The organism is Microbacterium sp. cf046 (assembly GCF_900114345.1).
In the GTDB taxonomy this organism is placed as follows: Bacteria; Actinomycetota; Actinomycetes; order Actinomycetales; family Microbacteriaceae; genus Microbacterium.
In genome coordinates, this window is the sequence record NZ_FOZJ01000002.1 from 810,124 (window position 1) to 826,281 (window position 16,158).

The window sequence follows — 16,158 nt, forward strand, 5'->3', positions numbered from 1 at the left end:
ACTCCAGCAGGTCGCATCGCTTCCTGCGAGGACGACCCTGCCGATCGGAAGGACCGCGGTACCACCCCGCGTTGCCCGGTGCCGATCTTGCGATCGGATCCCGAGCCTCTTTCACTGCGGCTGTGACGGGCCTGCTCCGTCCGGTTCTAGTGACATCGGTGCCCGACGTTCCGAGGTTCGATGCGTTCTTCCGGAAGCTCCCCGGTGATGGCCGGATCGATGCTGCTAGCTCGATTCTACGCGCATGGCGCGCGGGCCGTAGCGTAGGAGCATGGCCCGCTCCGCTCCCCTGGCCGCACCGCGGCTGTCCGCGCCGGATCTGCCGGCGCGACTCGAGGACGGACCGGTCCTCGCCCGTGCCGGCGACTTCTTCCAGCTGCGATGGACCGTTCTGGAGAGCCATACGGATGCTGCGCACGCCGAGATCACGGAATGCGAGCTGATCGGCCCGTCGGTCGAACGGCTCGAGCTGACCGGCGCCGTGCTGGTAGACGTCGAAGTCCGCGATCTGCGCGCCACGACCGTCGGGGGCCGCGGAGCGCGGCTGCGACGCGTGCGCATCGCGGGCGGCCGGATCGGCACGCTCGACCTCGCAGACGCGGATCTGGACGAGGTCGAGATGCGCGGCGTGCGAATCGATTACGTGTCCCTCGCCGGAGCGCGCGTCGCCGATCTGCTGATCGCCGATTGCACCATCGGGACGCTCGATATCCCGCAGGCGACCGTCTCCCGCATGGCATTCGCGGAGAGTCGCGCCGACGACGTGGATACGCGGGGGCTCCAGGCCAAGGACCTCGACCTGCGCGGGCTGGAGGCGGTGTCCTACCTGGATCCCGCGTCCCTTCGCGGCGCCGCGCTTTCGGCGCGCCAGGTCGAGTACCTCGCGCCGGCCCTGGCCGAGGCACTCGGCATCCGCGTCCTGGATTGATCCGCCTGCTACGGCGATGGGGGCAGAGGCAGGAAGTCCGGCGCGGTGCGTTCGTCGCCGTGCACCCGGATCACCGCGACCCTCCCGGTGCTCTCCCAGTCGTCGTAGTCGTCCCACAGCGCGAAGACGCCGTCCGGACCCGTCGCCTCCCGCATCCCGGCGAACCATTCGACGTACGCGGGGTCGGAGCGCGTGGCATCGGGGAACGGCGCCGCGCGCCCGCCGAGCTCGTCGGCCAGGGACTCCACGGTCCAGTCGCGTCGCCCATCGCCGAAGATGTCCTGGTCACGGCCGGACGTATACGAGAGCAGCTGATCGCGCTCCCGGTCCGGCTCGTCGCCGGCACGGCTCGCATACACGCGACAGCGCCAGTGCCCCGTCGCGTAGAAGTTCGCGCGGACCCGGAGGCCCTGCATGCCCCGCTCGTGCAGGCGCGTGACCGCATCGAAGATGAGGGTCGAAGGCTTGACCACCACGATCGCCTCCCTCCGGTGCCCCTCCATCATCGTGCAGCACTCAGACTGCGCGGGTAGAATCGCGTCACATCCCACACTCAGGCACGCTCACACAGTGCCGCACATATCGCACAGGAGACCCTCATGGCCGACGCGCACATTCCCGACAAGCCCGCTCTCGAAGGTCTCGAAGCGAAGTGGTCGCAGCGGTGGGATGAAGAGGGGACGTACCTGTTCGATCGGCTGCGCGCAGCCGAGGCAGGACGCGCGGGCACCTACTCGGTGGACACGCCCCCGCCGACCGCGAGCGGCAGTCTGCACATCGGGCACGTCTTCTCGTTCACCCACACCGACATCAAGGTGCGGTACGAGCGGATGCGGGGCAAGTCGGTCTTCTACCCCATGGGCTGGGACGACAACGGCCTGCCGACCGAGCGTCGCGTGCAGAACTACTACGGAGTGCGGTGCGACCCGTCGCTCGCCTACCGGCAGGACTTCACCCCGCCCTACGAAGGCGGCGACAACAAGAGCTCCCGCGCGGCCGACCAGGTGCCGATCAGCCGGCGCAATTTCATCGAGCTGTGCGAGAAGCTCACGGTGCAGGACGAGGTCGCCTTCGAGGAGCTGTTCCGCCAGCTCGGCCTGAGCGTGGACTGGACGCAGACCTACCGCACCATCTCGGACGACACGATGCGCACGAGCCAGCGCGCGTTCCTGCGCAATCTCGAGCGGGGCGAGGCGTACCAGGCGATGGCCCCGACCCTGTGGGACATCGATTTCCGATCCGCGATCGCCCAGGCCGAGCTCGAGGATCGGGACCAGCCCGCGGCATACCACCGGGTCGCGTTCCACAGGAGCGACGGTGCCGGGGACGTCCACATCGAGACCACACGCCCCGAGCTGCTCGCAGCGTGCGTCGCGCTCGTCGCCCACCCCGATGACGAGCGGTACCAGCCGCTGTTCGGCACGACGGTGCGCACGCCGCTCTTCGAGGTCGAGGTGCCGATCGTCGCCCACCCGCTCGCCCAGCCCGACAAGGGCTCGGGAATCGCGATGATCTGCACCTTCGGCGATGTGACTGACATCATCTGGTGGCGCGAGCTCGACCTGCCGAACCGGACGATCCTCGGCGCCGACGGACGCGTGCTCGCGGAGGCGCCGGACGTCATCGTGACGGACGGTGCGAAGGCCGCGTACGCCGAGCTCGCAGGCAAGACCGTGTTCAGCGCCAAGAAGCGCGTCGCGGAGCTGCTCGCGGAATCCGGCGAGCTGATCGGCGATCCGAAGCCGTTCACGCACGCCGTCAAGTTCTACGAGAAGGGCGATCGTCCGCTGGAGATCGTCTCCACGCGCCAGTGGTACATCCGCAACGGCGCCCGCGACGAGCCCCTGCGCGAGAAGCTGATCGCCCTCGGGCGGGAAGTGTCGTGGCATCCCGACTTCATGCGCGTCCGCTACGAGAACTGGACGAACGGTCTCACCGGCGACTGGCTCGTCTCACGCCAGCGGTTCTTCGGCGTGCCGATCCCGGTCTGGTACCGCCTCGACGAGAACGGCGAGCGCGACTATTCGCGCGTGCTCACGCCGGATGCCGCGCAGCTGCCCGTCGACCCCACGAGCGACGTTCCTCCTGGGTACACCGAATCGCAGCGCGGGGCCGCCGGTGGCTTCGAGGGCGAGAAGGACATCTTCGACACCTGGGCGACCTCGTCGCTGACTCCGCAGCTCGCCGGCGGCTGGGAGCGCGACCCCGAGCTGTGGAACCTCGTGGCCCCCTTCGACATGCGCCCGCAGGGACAGGACATCATCCGCACCTGGCTCTTCTCCACGCTGCTGCGCAGCGCGCTCGAAGACGACCGGGCGCCCTGGACCGATGCCGCCATCTCGGGCTTCATCGTCGATCCCGACCGCAAGAAGATGTCCAAGTCGAAGGGGAATGTCGTCACCCCGGCCGACATCCTCGATCAGCATGGCTCGGATGCGGTCCGCTACTGGGCGGCATCGTCTCGACTCGGCACGGATGCCGCGTTCGACCCGCAGAATCCGACGCAGATCAAGATCGGGCGACGTCTCGCGATCAAGATCCTCAACGCGGCCAAGTTCGTGCTGTCCTTCCCGGTTCCCGAGGGTGCCGAAGTCACCCACGCCCTGGATGCCTCGATGCTCGCGACGCTCGACGCAGTCGTGCGGGAAGCCACGAGGGCTCTCCAGGCGTACGACCACGCCCGCGCCCTGGAGGTGACCGAATCGTTCTTCTGGACGTTCTGCGACGACTACCTCGAGCTGGTCAAGGAGCGCGCCTACGACAGATCGGACATCGGCCAGGCCTCCGCGGCCCTCGCGCTGCGGATCGCCGTTGCCACGCTTCTGCGCCTGTTCGCACCGGTGCTGGCGTTCGCGTCCGAAGAGGCATGGTCCTGGTTCAACGACGGCTCGGTGCACACGGCCGAATGGCCGGTGCCGCTCGGCATCGAGGGCGACCCCGCCGTGCTGGTCTCTGTGGGTGAGGCGCTCGTCGGCATCCGGCGGGCGAAGACCGAGGCGAAGGCGTCCCAGAAGACGCCGGTCACCAGCGTGACGATCGCCGCACCCACGGCATCCGTGGATCTGCTGCAGGTGGCCGAGGGCGACCTCAAGGCCGTGGGCCGGATCGCCGAGATCACCTACTCGGAGGCCGAGACCGTTTCCGTGTCTCGGATCGAGCTCGCCCCGCAGGAGGCCTGACATGCAACTCGGCACCCGATGGACCGCCGGCGGCGATCCGCCCGCGTCGGTGCCCGCAGCGCTGCGGGTGCAGATCGCCGCGGTGGAGGCGGTGATCCCGGCCGACCAGCTGGGTCAGCCGGCGCCGCGCTGGACCCTCACCTGGCTCGAGGGCAGGCCGATCGCAGAGCTCGACACCGGCGTGATCGTCAGCCTCGACGAGACCGGCGAGGCAGTCGTCCGGCATGACGAGCAGGACGGGTTCGCGTAACCTGCCGGCTCACTCCGCGTCGGCCTCTGCTTCGGCGCCGGCGCGCTTCGTCCCCACGATGAGCAGCCGGCTCGCAAGGAGGGCTGCCACGAGCACGAAGGCGGCGGCGATCAGGAACGGCAGTCGCAGGTCGATCCGGGCGACCCAGCCGCCCAAGAGCGTGGCGATCGGGAACAGCCCCCACGTGAGCATGCGGATGATCCCGAGCACACGGCCGAAGAGATGCGCCGGCACGATCTGCTGTCGCAGGGCTCCCCACGGAACGTTCCAGGTGGAGACGGCGAACGCAAAGAGCGCGTAGGCGAGGACCGCAGTCACGACACCGGGGGCGAGTCCGGTGAGGGTCATGGCCACGGCGGCGATGATGTTCGCGGAGAACATCACCCATCCGCGACCGAGCCGGGCCACGATCGCCGGGGCGACGATCGACCCGATCAGAGCGCCGATGCCGATGCCCGCGGTGACGAAGCCGATCGCTGCGGGCGCCACGTTCTGCTCGTCGAGGAAGTACAGGATCGTGCCGGCCTGTGCGAATGAGAAGGCGGAGCCCACCAGCGAGGTGAATACGACCATGGCGCGGAGGTAGTGGTTGTGCCAGAGGTACGAGATCGCTTCGCGCGCGGACACGTTCGACGCGGCCAGCGGCGTCGCGATCGGCTCGGCGGTCGGTCCGCTCACCTCGATGTCGGGTGCGTCGCGGTCTGGCACGCTCGCGCGGTCCCGCAGCGGCCTCGCGGCGGACAGCGGCAGCATCAGCGCGAGCGCGATGGGCACGAGGTAACCCAGTGCCCCGACCCACAGCGGCAGGGCGAGCGCGACTGCGAAGAGCACACCGGCGATCGGCGTGGCGATGAAGCTGTCGATCGTGACCTGGGCGGCCTGCATCCGTCCGTTCGCCCGGTCGAGCTGGCGCCTGGTCACGACACCGGGGATCACGGCGTTCGTCGCATTGTCGAACAGGGTCTCACCGAGTCCGAACACGAGCGTGCCCAGGAACAGCGTCCAGAGGCTGATCTGGCCGGTCGCTGTGAGGATCGCCAGCCACAGGGCGACCGCGCCGCGGATGCCGTTTGCGACCGCCATGATGACGCGGCGGTCGAATCGGTCCACCAGCATCCCCGCCGGAAGACCGAACACGAGCCACGGGAGGAAGGCCAAGGCACCGATGACCGAGATCGCCAGCGGATCGCGGGTGAGCGTCGTCGCGATCAGCGGGACCGCCGTGCGCCCGAGGCCGTCGGCCAGATTGCTGAAGGCGGCAGCAGTCCAGAGTCTGCCGAAGTCGCGGCCGAGCGGGACCCTGCGTGCCCGCCCGGCCGCCGTCTTCGACGGTTCGGCACCGTCCGCCGCGTCAGTGGCGGCGTCGGTGTCGGTCGCGTCGCTCATCGCGGCAGGATGCCGATCGCGCCACGGGCCTCGGCGCCCCGACGCGCGGCGTCGAACGCCGACTGCGCCACGGCAGCCTGACGGTGTGCGGCGCCGTTTCGACGCTCGAGCCGCGCTGCGACGTACACGTCGAGGGCGGATGCTGCGCTCAGCAGCGCGCGCTCGAACGGCGTCGTGCGGGTGAGGGAGCGGGGTGCGGAGATGGCGGTCATGGCTGTCCTCCCAGGTCGGGGAGCGGGAACACGTCGGCCCGGATGGTCACGGGTCGCACGTCCTCGCCGGTCTGATTGCGGTACTTGTCCACGGCGTCGTCGATCAACGCCATGATCTTGATGGAGAGCTCTTTGCTCTGCTCCGGGGTGAGGCGGGCGGTGGCGGTCGAGATCATCGTGCCGCTCTGCCAGTCCTCGCCCGCGCTGGCGATCCCCTCGTTCATGAAGTTGACGAGCTGCTCCTGCCGATTGCGGAAGAACTCGTTCATCACGATCTGGGTCGCAGCGCGCCCGGCCGGCGTCTTCATCGCATCCGCGTTCGCGAACGAGACGCCGCCGATCGGGCGCTCCCACCAGCGTTCGCGGCCGGTTCCCCGGTCGGTGCACTCCTGGATGAGATCCTGCTTGGCCAGTGCGCGCAGGTGGTAGCTCGTCGAGCCGGAGGACTCCCCCAGCTTCTCCGCCAGCGAACTCGCGGTCTGCGGGCCGTACTGGCTGAGGATGTCGTAGATCTGCACGCGCAGCGGGTGAGCAAGCGCCCGCAGCGCACCGGTGTCGAGAACGCGGTCTTCGGAGTGCCGCTGCTCGACGCGAGCCGCGACATCCGGAGTGAGTTCCTGTTCTTCGTCCATGACACCTACGATAGCCATGCAAAGCATTCTTTGCAACCAATTCTTTGCAATTAGTCGTTTGCAAACATCTGGCGGCAAGTTCGAGTGGCCGGGCTAGGCTGGCGGGCATGGTGAACGAGAACCCGCTCCTGTCCCCCAGCTCGCTTCCGTACGGTCTGCCGGACTATTCCGCAATCCGTCCCGAGCACTATCTCCCCGCATTCGAGGAGGCCTTCGCGCAGCAGAAGGCCGAGATCGGCAGCATCACCCGAGCCCGCTCGATGCCGACGTTCGAGAACACGATGGTTCCGCTCGAGTCCAGCGGAAAGCTCCTGGGCGATGTCTCGCGCACCTTCTACACGGTCTCCTCCGCTGACGCCACGCCCGAGATCCAGGACATCGAGGAGAAGCTCGCCCCGCTGATGTCGGCCCACCAGGACTCGATCGAACTCGACGCGGCACTGTACTGGCGCATCAAGACACTCCATGAGCAGCTCGATGACCTCGACCTGTCCGCCGAGCAGCGCTACCTGGTCGAGCGGAGGTTCCGCGAGATGTCGCACGCGGGAGCCGGCCTCGACGAGGCCGCGAAGGAGCAGCTCACGGCCCTCAATCAGCGCCTGTCCACGCTCACCACCACGTTCGAGAAGAATCTGCTGCGCGACACGAACGACCTCGCCGTCGTCTTCGACGAGCTGGCTGACCTCGACGGGCTCGCCGAGGGCGAGATCTCTGCGGCCGCCCAGGCCGCGGCGGATCGCGGACTCGCCGGCAAGTGGGTCGTCACGCTGACGCTCTTCACCGGCCACCCCTACCTCTCGTCGCTGACGAGCCGCGACAGCCGAAAGCGCATCCTCGATGCATCACGGGCCCGCGGCTCGCGCGGCGGCGAGAACGACAACCGCGAGGTTCTCCGCGAGATCGTGCGCCTTCGGGCCGAACGCGCCGCCCTGCTCGGGTATGACTCGCACGCCGCGTACATCACGTCGGATGAGACAGCGGGCTCGCCCGAGGCTGTGCACGACCTGCTGCGTCGCCTCGCCGTGCCCGCTGCACGGAACGCAAGCCGCGAGCAAGCCGCTCTGCAGGCGATCGTCGACGCCGAAACCGAGCCGTTCGCCCTCGAGGCACACGACTGGGCGTATTACACCGAGAAGGTGCGCGCCGCCGAATACGACCTCGATCGCGGCGCGCTGCGGCCCTGGTTCGAAGCCGAGCGGGTGCTCCGGGACGGTGTGTTCCACGCCGCCACCGAGTTGTACGGCGTCACGTTCGAGGAACAGAGCGAGCTTGGGGCGTACCACCCGGACGCCCGGGTGTTCGAGGTTCGCAACGCCGACGGCTCGGCGGTCGGCCTCTTCATCCTGGATCTCTACACGCGCGATACGAAGCGCGGCGGAGCCTGGATGAACTCGATCGTGTCGCAGTCGCGATTGCGGGGCACCCAGCCGATCGTCGTGAACAACCTCAACGTCCCCAAGCCCGCTCCGGGCAGGCCGACACTCCTCACGCTCGATGAGGTCACCACGCTCTTCCACGAGTTCGGGCACGCCCTGCACGGCCTGTTCGCGACCGTGACCTACCCGCATTTCGCCGGCACGAACGTCTTCCGCGACTTCGTCGAGTTCCCGAGCCAGGTCAACGAGATGTGGATCTACTGGCCCGCGATCCTCGATTCGTACGCGCGTCACGTCGAGACCGGCGAGCCGCTCCCCCGCGATGTCGTCGAGAAGCTGCGCGCATCCGAGGCGTTCAATCAGGGCTTCGCGACGAGCGAGTACCTCGCCGCGTCCTGGCTCGACCAGGCGTGGCACTCCCTCGGAGCCGGCGAGGCTGCCGCGGACATCGATGTTGCCGCATTCGAGGCCGCCGCCCTCGCCGACATCGGACTGGACAACCCGGCGGTGCCGACTCGCTACTCCTCGACGTACTTCGCGCACGTCTTCTCGGGCGGCTACAGCGCCGGCTACTACTCGTACATCTGGAGCGAGGTGCTCGATGCCGACACGGTCGAGTGGTTCCGCGACAACGGGGGCCTCACCCGCGAGAACGGCGACCGGTTCCGGCAGCGGCTGCTCGGAGTCGGCGGATCCAAGGACCCGCTGGAGGCCTACCGCGACTTCCGGGGACGGGATGCCGAGATCCAGCCGCTGCTGGAGCGGAGGGGCCTGGCGGCCTGACGGCGGCTACAGCAGTCCGAGTTCGCGCGCGAACCTGCGGGTGCGCTCCGCCATCGCGTCCGGCACCTCGCCGACCGCGAAGTGCCCGCCCGCTTCGAGCCGCTCGAACGTGCGCAGATCGCGGTAGTACGAGCGTGCGATCGATTCGGGATAGTCGCCTTCGTGCCGCTGGATGAAGACGGCCGCCGGGACGGTGACCGGCGGTATCGGACCCGGGGTGTCGGCGCCCTCGTAGTAGGGACGGAACGATGAGGCGACGGTCTGCGTGACCCAGTAGACGGTCGCCTCGGTGAGCAGTCGCTCTCGCGAGATGCGGCGTTCGATCGCCGACGGCTCGCCGGGCGGGGTGTCGCTCCACTCGACGAGCTTCTCGACCAGCCAGGCGATGAGTCCGGACGGAGAGTCGTTCAGCGCCACCGCGAGGGTGTCGGGGCGGGTCGCCTGGACATGACCGTATGCGCCGTCGGTGTGATGGGTCGCCGCCAGCCGATCGAAGAAGGCGCGCTCGTCGGGCAGCACCAGTGCGCGGCGCTCCTCCGGTGTCGGGAAGTGCGCGTGCGTCACGATGATGCCGGCCACGGCGTGCGGATACCGCGCTGCGATCAGGTCGTTCACGTTCGCGGACACGTCCTCGCCGTACGTGAGGTAGCGCTCATACCCCAGAACCTCGGTCATCAGTCGGTGCATGGTCTCGGCGAGCCTGCTCTCGGTGATCCGCCCCGTCGCGTACGGGGTGGAGTACGCGAACCCCGGCAGACTCACCACCACGACGTGGAAGTCCGGGAGCAGGTCGGCGTAGTCCAGCTGGAGCGTGAACAGGTGCGGCCAGCCGTGCATGATCAGCAGCGCGGGCGCATCGCCCTGCCGAGCCCGTCGATGGACGAAGTGAACAGTGGCGTCTCCGACGTCGGCGAGGAACTGAGGATGCCCGTTGAGCCAGGCTTCGCGTTCGCGCCAGTCGAAGGCGGCCCAGGATTGGACGAGGTCCCGCAGGTACGGTGCCGACATCCCTGACGGGGGCCGATTCGGCGAGTCGTCGAGCAGTCGTGCGGCATTGAGCCGCGCGCGCAGGTCGTCGAGCACGGCATCCGGTACGTCGATGCGGAACGGACGCATCACCCGAGGCTACGCCCCGGGTCGGACACCCCTGGGTCAGGCGCTCTTGCGTGCCTGACGCTTGATGAACGTCGGTGCCGCGCCGGTTTCGACCGCGTCCCTCGTGACGATGACCTTCTCGACGTCGTCGTTCGACGGGATGTCGAACATGATCGGTCCGAGCACGTCCTCGAGGATCGCGCGGAGCCCGCGCGCGCCGGTCTTGCGCTCCACCGCGAGGTCGGCGATCGCCTCGAGCGCTTCGGCGTCGAATTCGAGTGAGACGCCGTCGAGCTCGAACATGCGCTGATACTGCTTGACGAGCGCGTTCTTCGGCTCGGTCAGGATCTCCATGAGCGCGACCTGGTCGAGCGGTGTCACGGACGCGACGACGGGGAGGCGTCCGATGAACTCGGGGATCAGGCCGAACTTGTGGAGGTCCTCCGGCCGGACCTCGCTGAACAGGCTCAGGTCGTCGCCCTTGGTGTGCAGAGGAGCGCCGAAGCCGATGCCGTGCTTGCCGACGCGGCTGGAGATGATGTCTTCGAGCCCCGCGAATGCGCCGGCCACGATGAACAGCACGTTCGTCGTGTCGATCTGGATGAACTCCTGGTGGGGGTGCTTGCGCCCGCCCTGAGGGGGAACGGAGGCCACCGTGCCTTCGAGGATCTTCAGGAGCGCCTGCTGGACGCCTTCACCGGACACGTCGCGCGTGATCGACGGATTCTCGGCCTTGCGGGCGATCTTGTCGACCTCGTCGATGTAGATGATTCCGGTCTCAGCGCGCTTGGTGTCGAAATCCGCGGCCTGGATGAGCTTGAGCAGGATGTTCTCGACGTCCTCCCCGACGTAGCCGGCCTCGGTGAGCGCGGTGGCATCGGCGACGGCGAACGGCACGTTGAGGCGCTTCGCGAGCGTCTGCGCGAGATAGGTCTTGCCGCACCCGGTCGGGCCGATGAGCAGGATGTTGCTCTTGGCGATCTCGACCTCGTCGGCGCGCTGCTCGGCACTCTGCAGTGTGCCGTGCGCGCGGATGCGCTTGTAGTGGTTGTAGACCGCGACCGAGAGTGCGCGCTTGGCGGCCTCCTGGCCGACCACGTACTCCTCGAGGAACGCGAAGATCTCGCGAGGCTTGGGCAGATCGAAGTCCGAGACCACGCCGGTCGAGGACTCGGCCATGCGCTCTTCGATGATCTCGTTGCACAGCTCGACGCACTCGTCGCAGATGTAGACGCCCGGACCTGCGATCAGCTGCTGGACCTGCTTCTGGCTCTTCCCGCAGAAGGAGCACTTGAACAGGTCGGCACTCTCACCGATGCGCGCCATCAGGCTCCTCCTCATTGCGTGCCGGAACGAAAGCGCCCCGCGACGGGACCTGGCCCCGACTGCCTCCGAGCCTAACCGCTGACGGCGACATGCGCCGGGATTGCGACGCGCATTGTGGATGCGGCGCGGGGCGTTCTGCTGAGGGCGGATCCGGTCGCACGACGACGCCCCGCCCCCTCCGAAGGGAGGGTGACGGGGCGTCGAGGCGGACGGTCCTACTTGGTGAGCGCGGCGGGCACGCGCTTGCGCGTCGTGAGCACCTGGTCGACCAGGCCGTACTCCACGGCCTCGCGGCCGTCGAGAATCTTGTCGCGGTCGATGTCACGATTGACCTGCTCGACGGTGCGGTTCGAGTGCGCCGACAGCGTCGTCTCGAGCCACGTGCGCATGCGCAGGATCTCCGCGGCCTGGATCTCGATGTCCGAGGCCTGACCGTGTCCGGCCTCACCCATCGCCGGCTGGTGGATCAGGACCCGCGCGTTCGGCAGCGCGAGTCGCTTGCCCGGCGCACCTGCCGCGAGCAGCACTGCCGCCGCAGAGGCGGCCTGTCCGAGCACGACGGTCTGGATCTGGGGCGAGATGTACTGCATGGTGTCGTAGATCGCCGTCATCGCGGTGAACGAGCCGCCGGGCGAGTTGATGTACATGATGATGTCGCGGTCGGGGTCCTGGCTCTCGAGCACGAGAAGCTGGGCCATGACGTCATCTGCGGACGCGTCGTCGACCTGCACGCCGAGGAAGATGACGCGGTCCTCGAAGAGCTTGTTGTAGGGGTCCTGGCGCTTGTAGCCGTAGGCCGTGCGCTCTTCGAACTGGGGCAGGATGTACCGGCTCGAGGGCATCGCCAGCCCGTTGCCCGCTGTTCCGCCGAAGGTGGGGGTGCTCATTTCGCTGTTGTTCCTTCTCATTCGCCTTCGGTCACTCCTGGTCCGTGCCGCCGCCGCCGACGACATCACCGAGGTGTGCGCGGATGTGGTCGACGAAGCCGTACTCCAGCGCCTCGTCCGCGGTGAACCAGCGGTCGCGGTCGCCGTCCTCGTTGATCTGCTCGACCGACTTGCCGGTCTGGGCGGCGGTGATCTCGGCGAGACGGTTCTTCATCGAGACGATGAGCTGCGCCTGCGTCTGGATGTCGCTCGAGGTTCCGCCGAAGCCGCCGTGGGGCTGGTGCAGCAGAACGCGGGCGTTCGGCGTGATGTACCGCTTGCCCTTCGTGCCGCTGGTCAGAAGCAGCTGCCCCATCGACGCCGCCATGCCGATGCCGACGGTCACGATGTCGTTGGGGACGAACTGCATCGTGTCGTAGATGGCCATGCCGGCGGTGATCGAGCCGCCCGGCGAGTTCACGTACAGGAAGATGTCCTTTTCGGGGTCCTCGGCTGCGAGGAGGAGGATCTTCGCGCAGATCTCGTTCGCGTTGTCGTCGCGCACCTCCGAGCCCAGCCAGATAATGCGGTCTTTCAGCAGCCTGTCGAAGACGCTCGTCGCGACAAGGGGTTCGGCCATGTTTCAACTCCTGATTCGGTGGTCGTGGCTACGAATCTACCGGCGCGCCCGCGCCGACCAGTCCGTGTTCGCCCTGGGCAGAGAAGCGCGTCGAGCCCGGCTCGGGTGGCGAAGGGTCAGTCCGTCGACGTCAGCTCATCCGCATAGGCCGCGACCGACCGCGTGTACCTCGGAAGGTGCGGCGCAAGCGCTTGCAAGGCCACGGATGCCGCAGTCACGGCATCCCCCTTCGAGACGAGCGCGAGGGCGTAGAACGCCGCAGCGGCATCGGGCAGGGGCGCCGGCGCGCCGCGCTCGTACTCTGCACGGAGAAGATCGAGCGACTCGTCCACGCGACCGAGGTTTCGGATCGTGCTCGCGAGCTGGATGATCGCCCGGGTCCGGTGCTCCTCGTCGAGCCCGCGGGCGAGGGCCTCGCGGTAGAGCGGCTCCGCCTCGGTCTCGCGTCCAGCGGAGTCCCGCGCGCCCGCGCGCTCGAACAGCGCCATCGCGTCGCCCGAGGGACGCTGGCGCGCGAGCTCGTCGATCCGCTCGATGCGCTCCTGATCGGTGGCGCCCTCGTCGGCCCACACCGCCTCGACGCGTTCGGTCCACGAGTCCATGACTGTCCTCTCGTACGAGACGGGGGCGGATGCCGCAGCATCCGCCCCCGTCTCATCCGACGTTCGCCTACTCGGCGTCCGCGGTCTTCTTGGTGCTCTTGCGCTTTGCGGCCGGCTTGGCCGCCGGCTCGGCCTCTTCGGCCTCGATCACGGCATCGGCGTCGGCCGCCGCGTCGGCGATGTCCTGCGCCTCGTCGAGGACCTCTTCCTCGGCGGTCTCGTCGTCATCGGTGGAGACGAAACCGGTCAGGTCCACGAGCTTGCCGTTCGTGTCGACCACGACGACCTGGCCCAGCGCGACGGCGACGGCCTTGCTGCGCGCCACCTCGCCGACCAGCGACGGCAGTTGGTTGTTCTGCTGCAGCGCCTCGATGAAGTCCTGGGGCGCCATGCCGTACTGCGCGGCGGACTGCACGAGGTACTGGGTCAGCTCGTCCTGCGAGACCTGCACGTTGAGCTTCTCGGCGACGGCATCCAGCAGCATCTGCGTGCGGAACTGCTTCTCGCTGGCCTCGGTGACCTCGGCACGGTGCACGTCGTCCTCGAGGCGACCCTCGCCCTCGAGGTGCGTGTGCACCTCGTCCTCGATGAGCGCCGGCGGGACCGGGATGTCGGTCTGCGCCAGGAGCTGCTCGATCAGCTTGTCGCGCGCGGCCGATCCCTGGGTGAATGTGGACTGCTGCGCGACGCGCTCGCTCAGGCTCTCGCGCAGCTCGGCGAGGGTGTCGAACTCGCTCGCGATCTGAGCGAAGTCGTCGTCGGCCTCGGGCAGCTCGCGCTCCTTGACGGCCTTGACGACGACGGCCACCTCGGCCTCTTCGCCGGCGTGGTCGCCGCCGATGAGCGTCGAGCGGAACGTGGTCTCCTCGTCGGCGGTGAGCGAGTCGATGGCCTCGTCGATGCCCTCGAGCAGCTCGCCCGATCCGACTTCGTACGAGACGCCCTCGGCCCGATCGATCTCGGCGCCGTCGATCGTGGCGACCAGGTCGAGCTCGACGAAGTCACCCGTCGCGGCCGGGCGGTCGACCGTCACGAGCGTGCCGAAGCGGGCACGCAGTCGATCGAGCTCCTCGTCGATGGCGGCTTCGTCGACCTCGATCGCGTCGACCTCGACGGTGGTGCCCTCGAAGGCGGGCAGTTCGAAGTCGGGACGCACGTCGACCTCGATCTCGACGAGCAGGTCGCCGGAGAAGTCCTTCTCGTTCGGCCATTCCTTGACGTCGGCGCTCGGACGCCCGAGCACGCGGAGCTCGTTCGCCTCCACTGCCTGGCGATAGAACGTGTCCAGACCCTCGCTGACGGCGTGCTCGATCACGGCGGTGCGGCCGACACGCTGGTCGATGATCGGCGCGGGAACCTTGCCCTTGCGGAATCCGGGGATCTGCACGTCCTGCGCGATGTGCTCGTACGCGTGAGCGATGCTCGGCTTGAGCTCATCGGGCGAGACCGTGATGTGCAGCTTCACCCGAGTCGGGGTGAGCTTCTCGACGGTGCTGTTGACCATGCCTGTTCGTTCTCCTTGTGATCGACCGCGCACCAGCGCGGCACTGAAGATGTGGGTTCTTGGGGGCCGTGATGTCGGGGCGACAGGATTTGAACCTGCGGCCTCCCGCTCCCAAAGCGGGCGCTCTACCAAGCTGAGCTACGCCCCGGGCGGGTGCGCACGCGGATACGTGCTGATCGGCCCCAAGAAGTCTAGCCGACGGCCCGGCGGGCACAGGCATCGCTGCGTCATGCCATAGAATCGATGAGTCGGCGGACGCCGTCGACAATCGGGGCTGTAGCTTAGTGGTAAAGCCTTAGTCTTCCAAACTAATGATGCGGGTTCGATTCCCGTCAGCCCCTCCATTTCTTCCCACCTCTCACCCTTCCCGGGCGATGTGCCGTCCGCCTGCGCGCGGCACTCTTGACATCGTTCGCATGGTCTGCGACGTTCCACATGGATCAGCGACGTCGTGTGGGAAGGGAGATCGCGATGGTCAAGAACCCCGAGAAGGCGTCGTACCGTCATCGGGCCCGGATGACGCCGCGACGCCCGGCGTCCGCGCTTGCGGAACGCTGGACGATCGTCGACGGCGTCGACGTTTTCTACCGCGAATCGACCAACCCGCCCGAGGCGCCGGTCATCACGCACCTCCACGGGTTCGGCCTCTCCGGTCGATACCTCCTGCCCACGGCGGAGCTCCTCGCTGACGAGTTCCACACGCTCGTCCCGGACCTTCCCGGATTCGGTCGGAGCGGCAAGCAGGGGGCGGCGCTGGATGTCCCCGACCTCGCCCACGCCGCGGCGCGCTTCCTCGATGACCGCGGAATCGAGAAGACGAGTCTGGTCGGCAATTCGATGGGGTGCCCGGTCATCGTCGAGTTCGCCCATCACTACCCCGAGCGCATCGAACGCGCAGTGCTGGTCTCCCCCGCGGGCGGCATCCACAATCAGCCGCTGCGGCGCGCGATGAGCCAGCTGGCGAAGGACGGCGGACGCGAACCGCGGAAGATGATCAGCGTCGCGACGCCGGACTACCTGAGGTTCGGGGTGCCCAGCACCTTCAAGATGTTCAAGGCGCTGACCCAGTACCCGTCATTGGAGCGGCTGCTGCAGCTGAGGATTCCGACGATGGTGGTGCTCGGCACGCGCGACCCGCTGCTGCCCGGCCCTGCGCGCATCAAGGAGGTCGCCTCGCAGGAGGAGAACCACATCCTCCTCGTCGTGCTCGAAGGCGCCGCGCACGCGATCAATTTCAGCCACCCCAAGGAGCTCGCACACCTCATCCGCCTGTTCATGGAGGATCGGCCCATCGTCGGTCTGCCGGGCTCGGTGCAGACGCGCATCTTCGAGATCCACCGCGGCGCGCATCACCCTGCGGCCAAGGAGGACTAGCGCGC

15 protein-coding genes and 2 tRNA genes are annotated in these 16,158 nt (G+C 68.0%); 6 read left to right on the forward strand and 11 right to left on the reverse strand.

Features of this window, described 5'->3' with window-relative positions; all coding sequences use genetic code 11:
• Positions 1-271: 271 nt before the first annotated feature.
• Positions 272-928: a pentapeptide repeat-containing protein gene (locus tag BM349_RS10100; protein WP_091706733.1), complete on the forward strand. Its 657-nt coding sequence runs from the start codon at positions 272-274 to the stop codon at positions 926-928.
• Between the two features lie 8 nt (positions 929-936).
• Here BM349_RS10100 and BM349_RS10105 read toward each other — a convergent pair whose 3' ends face one another.
• Positions 937-1,404 carry a hypothetical protein gene (locus BM349_RS10105; RefSeq protein WP_139230911.1) on the reverse strand — a complete coding sequence of 156 codons (468 nt, stop codon included), beginning with the start codon at positions 1,402-1,404 and terminating at the stop codon, positions 937-939.
• 123 nt (positions 1,405-1,527) lie between these two features.
• On the opposite strand from BM349_RS10105, the gene valS reads away from it, so the two are divergent.
• Together valS and BM349_RS10115 are read left to right on the forward strand one after the other, a co-directional pair.
• Positions 1,528-4,107, forward strand: coding sequence for a valine--tRNA ligase (valS, locus tag BM349_RS10110; RefSeq protein ID WP_091706735.1), 2,580 nt, complete (start codon positions 1,528-1,530; stop codon positions 4,105-4,107).
• 1 nt (position 4,108) lies between these two features.
• Positions 4,109-4,357, forward strand: a complete 249-nt coding sequence (locus BM349_RS10115) for a hypothetical protein (protein WP_091706736.1) — start codon at positions 4,109-4,111, stop codon at positions 4,355-4,357.
• A gap of 9 nt (positions 4,358-4,366) precedes the next feature.
• On the opposite strand, the gene BM349_RS10120 is transcribed toward BM349_RS10115, so the two are convergent.
• Genes BM349_RS10120 through BM349_RS10130 form a run of 3 tightly spaced genes read right to left on the reverse strand, consistent with a single transcriptional unit; the run spans position 4,367 to position 6,587 of the window.
• On the reverse strand, positions 4,367-5,743 hold the full coding sequence (locus tag BM349_RS10120) for an MFS transporter (protein ID WP_091706737.1): 1,377 nt from the start codon (positions 5,741-5,743) through the stop codon (positions 4,367-4,369).
• Complete coding sequence (locus BM349_RS10125; protein ID WP_091706738.1) at positions 5,740-5,955, reverse strand: hypothetical protein; 216 nt, start codon at positions 5,953-5,955, stop codon at positions 5,740-5,742. Before BM349_RS10125 ends, BM349_RS10120 begins: the two co-directional genes overlap by 4 nt.
• Positions 5,952-6,587: a winged helix-turn-helix domain-containing protein gene (locus BM349_RS10130; protein WP_091706739.1), complete on the reverse strand. Its 636-nt coding sequence runs from the start codon at positions 6,585-6,587 to the stop codon at positions 5,952-5,954. Before BM349_RS10130 ends, BM349_RS10125 begins: the two co-directional genes overlap by 4 nt.
• Positions 6,588-6,694: 107 nt before the next feature.
• Between BM349_RS10130 and BM349_RS10135 the strand changes: the two genes are divergently transcribed.
• Positions 6,695-8,746, forward strand: coding sequence for a M3 family metallopeptidase (locus BM349_RS10135; protein ID WP_091706740.1), 2,052 nt, complete (start codon positions 6,695-6,697; stop codon positions 8,744-8,746).
• A 6-nt stretch (positions 8,747-8,752) separates the two neighbouring features.
• Here BM349_RS10135 and BM349_RS10140 read toward each other — a convergent pair whose 3' ends face one another.
• From BM349_RS10140 to BM349_RS10170, 7 genes are all read right to left on the reverse strand, one after another.
• Positions 8,753-9,862 carry an epoxide hydrolase family protein gene (locus BM349_RS10140; protein WP_091706741.1) on the reverse strand — a complete coding sequence of 370 codons (1,110 nt, stop codon included), beginning with the start codon at positions 9,860-9,862 and terminating at the stop codon, positions 8,753-8,755.
• A 36-nt stretch (positions 9,863-9,898) separates the two neighbouring features.
• Positions 9,899-11,167 (reverse strand): ATP-dependent Clp protease ATP-binding subunit ClpX, encoded by a 1,269-nt coding sequence (gene clpX / locus BM349_RS10145; RefSeq protein ID WP_091706742.1) that lies wholly within the window; start codon positions 11,165-11,167, stop codon positions 9,899-9,901.
• A gap of 215 nt (positions 11,168-11,382) precedes the next feature.
• Entirely contained in the window at positions 11,383-12,054 is a 672-nt protein-coding gene (locus BM349_RS10150) for an ATP-dependent Clp protease proteolytic subunit (protein WP_091706743.1), read from the reverse strand.
• A 31-nt stretch (positions 12,055-12,085) separates the two neighbouring features.
• A complete protein-coding gene (locus BM349_RS10155) occupies positions 12,086-12,673 on the reverse strand; it encodes an ATP-dependent Clp protease proteolytic subunit (protein WP_091706744.1) in 588 nt (195 codons plus the stop codon).
• A 116-nt stretch (positions 12,674-12,789) separates the two neighbouring features.
• On the reverse strand, positions 12,790-13,275 hold the full coding sequence (locus tag BM349_RS10160; protein WP_091706745.1) for a tetratricopeptide repeat protein: 486 nt from the start codon (positions 13,273-13,275) through the stop codon (positions 12,790-12,792).
• A 67-nt stretch (positions 13,276-13,342) separates the two neighbouring features.
• Entirely contained in the window at positions 13,343-14,779 is a 1,437-nt protein-coding gene (tig, locus tag BM349_RS10165) for a trigger factor (protein WP_091706746.1), read from the reverse strand.
• A 74-nt stretch (positions 14,780-14,853) separates the two neighbouring features.
• A tRNA-Pro gene (locus BM349_RS10170) sits at positions 14,854-14,927 on the reverse strand.
• A 122-nt stretch (positions 14,928-15,049) separates the two neighbouring features.
• Between BM349_RS10170 and BM349_RS10175 the strand changes: the two genes are divergently transcribed.
• Together BM349_RS10175 and BM349_RS10180 are read left to right on the forward strand one after the other, a co-directional pair.
• Positions 15,050-15,123: transfer RNA gene (locus BM349_RS10175), tRNA-Gly, on the forward strand.
• Positions 15,124-15,250: 127 nt separating this feature from the next.
• Positions 15,251-16,153, forward strand: coding sequence for an alpha/beta fold hydrolase (locus BM349_RS10180; protein WP_254773813.1), 903 nt, complete (start codon positions 15,251-15,253; stop codon positions 16,151-16,153).
• Positions 16,154-16,158 lie beyond the last annotated feature (5 nt).